General features: G+C 35.3%; 2 protein-coding genes. Both read left to right on the forward strand.

Features of this window, described 5'->3' with window-relative positions:
• Positions 1-383 (forward strand): LPXTG cell wall anchor domain-containing protein (locus TP70_RS08340; protein ID WP_044360942.1); only part of this gene is annotated, 383 nt, incomplete at its 5' end.
• A 234-nt stretch (positions 384-617) separates the two neighbouring features.
• Positions 618-2,098, forward strand: a 1,481-nt coding sequence (locus tag TP70_RS08345; RefSeq protein WP_169743615.1) for a KxYKxGKxW signal peptide domain-containing protein, incomplete at its 3' end; no start/stop codon positions are given.

The raw sequence follows: 2,098 nt of genomic DNA on the forward strand, positions 1-2,098 counted from the left end.
GTCAAGAGTATGTGCTTGTAAAAGTTCAAGATGGTGACGAAGAAACTGGTAAAGTAGTTAAAGGTAATATTGATGTTACTTATATCTACAAGTTGAAAGAGACACCAGAAGAGCCAGGTAAACCAGAAGAACCAAGTAAACCAGGTAAACCAGGTAAACCAGGTAAATCAGAAGAACCAAGTAAACCAAGTGAACCAGGTAAACCAAAAGAACCAGGTAAACCAAGTGAACCAGGTAAACCAAGTGAACCAGAATCTAAAAAAACAAGTGATAAAACTTTACCAGAAACAGGTGTCAAATCTGTAAATATTACATTGTTTGGTAGTTTAATTTCAGTACTTGGGACATTTATTTTGTTTGGTAAACGTCGTAAAGAAAAATAATTCAAGAAAAAGGCTCGAAACTCGAGCCTTTTTTCTTAAAGGTAATCCAGATATAAGTGTTAATTTTGCGAGAACAAATTATTTGTTTTGTATTATGTTGACTTATATGTATAAAGTTAATAAAATATTATTTATGAAAATATAATCAAAATTTAATAATCATTAGGAGTTTTGCAGTTGAAAAAAAGTCAAAGAATTCAAAAAAGTTTTAGCGAAGAAAAAGTCAGAGTAAGATTGTATAAATCCGGCAAAAACTGGGTAAAAGCGGGTATTAAAGAGATTCAACTACTTAAAATGTTAGGTTTGTCTTTATTAACGGATAAAGTAGATAAAGAACAAAACGACAAAGTAAGTATTGGTAGTGCCATTAAAGATAACGCTTTTAGAACCACTGCAATCACAGGTGGTTTATTTACTGTTAACATGTTGCACGATCAACATGCATTAGCTGCGTCTGAAATACCTGTCGCATCTGAATTAGCGACGAATAGTCAAACAGTAGGTGGCCAGACATCTGTTGTGATTGAACAGTCACAATCAGCGACTGATAGCGAGCAACTGTCTATTGCAAGTGAAAGTCAAGTTTCAGATGAAAGCGAATCTGCAGATTCAGAAAACACTTCTACTGACAGTGAAATTTACAAAGCAATTTCTGAAGAACAAGCAAGTCTTTCGGATTCAGAATCTCAATCTGAGTCACTTGTGAAAAGTGAGAGTGTTTCACTATCAAAAGACAGTAATGTAGACGCTTCAGAAAGTTCGCAATCAAAAAAAACAAATACAAGCGCAACATCAGAAGAGTCACAACAACAAGCAACGGCTTCAAATGCTAAAAATCAATTAACAACAGCAGAGACATCAACATCCCAATCAACGTCAATCTCAACTGAAATCGCTAAAGAAATTCAAAATTTCAGTAGAACTGCTTTTCGTTCAGTGAACTATTCATTAACAAGAGCAGCGGCTACAGTCCCTGTAGACCAAGTGTATACAGGGACTGGCTATGACACACTATATAATCTACCTATTTACTACCGCTTAAAGGTAACTAGTGATGGGAAAAATCTCTTTTTCCAATATATTGTTTCATATGATAACCCTAATACTACAGTAATAGAAAAACCTAATGTGCCTAATAATTTAAATGTAGCCTCTTCACAAGATGCCCATTTCCCAATGCTGAGTTTAGGTGATGGATACGGAGTACCAACAACTATAAAAAATGGACATACAACTGGTTTCAGTGACACGTATCTTACACAACCAGCACCAAACAACTATTCAATAAATAAAGTGGCTGGTGGGAATTATTGGTGGGAAACACCAATAATTAACGGATTTCAAGTAAAAAAAGGAACTAGTCTTATATCAACATTTATAGTTCCTATTACAAATAATTCTGGTGATTTAACATGGACATTTAAACCATTTGCTTCTAAAGATGGGTCGCTTGCTCCAGCGGATAATTACTTTAAAGAAACAATAACAGGGACAGATCCTATAACAAGTACATCTCAAAGTCAATCACAAGATTCGACAAGTAAAAGTCAGTCTGAACGATCACAAAGTGATTCCGTGAGTACATCAGTATCCGAACAATCACAAAGTGATTCAGCAAGCATGAGCACTTCTACTTCAGTAAGTGAGAGCGACTCAGCGTCAATGAGCACTTCTACTTCAGTAAGCGAAAGTGATTCAGCGTCAATGAGTACGTC

Source organism: Staphylococcus microti (assembly GCF_000934465.1).
Classification (GTDB): Bacteria; Bacillota; Bacilli; order Staphylococcales; family Staphylococcaceae; genus Staphylococcus; species Staphylococcus microti.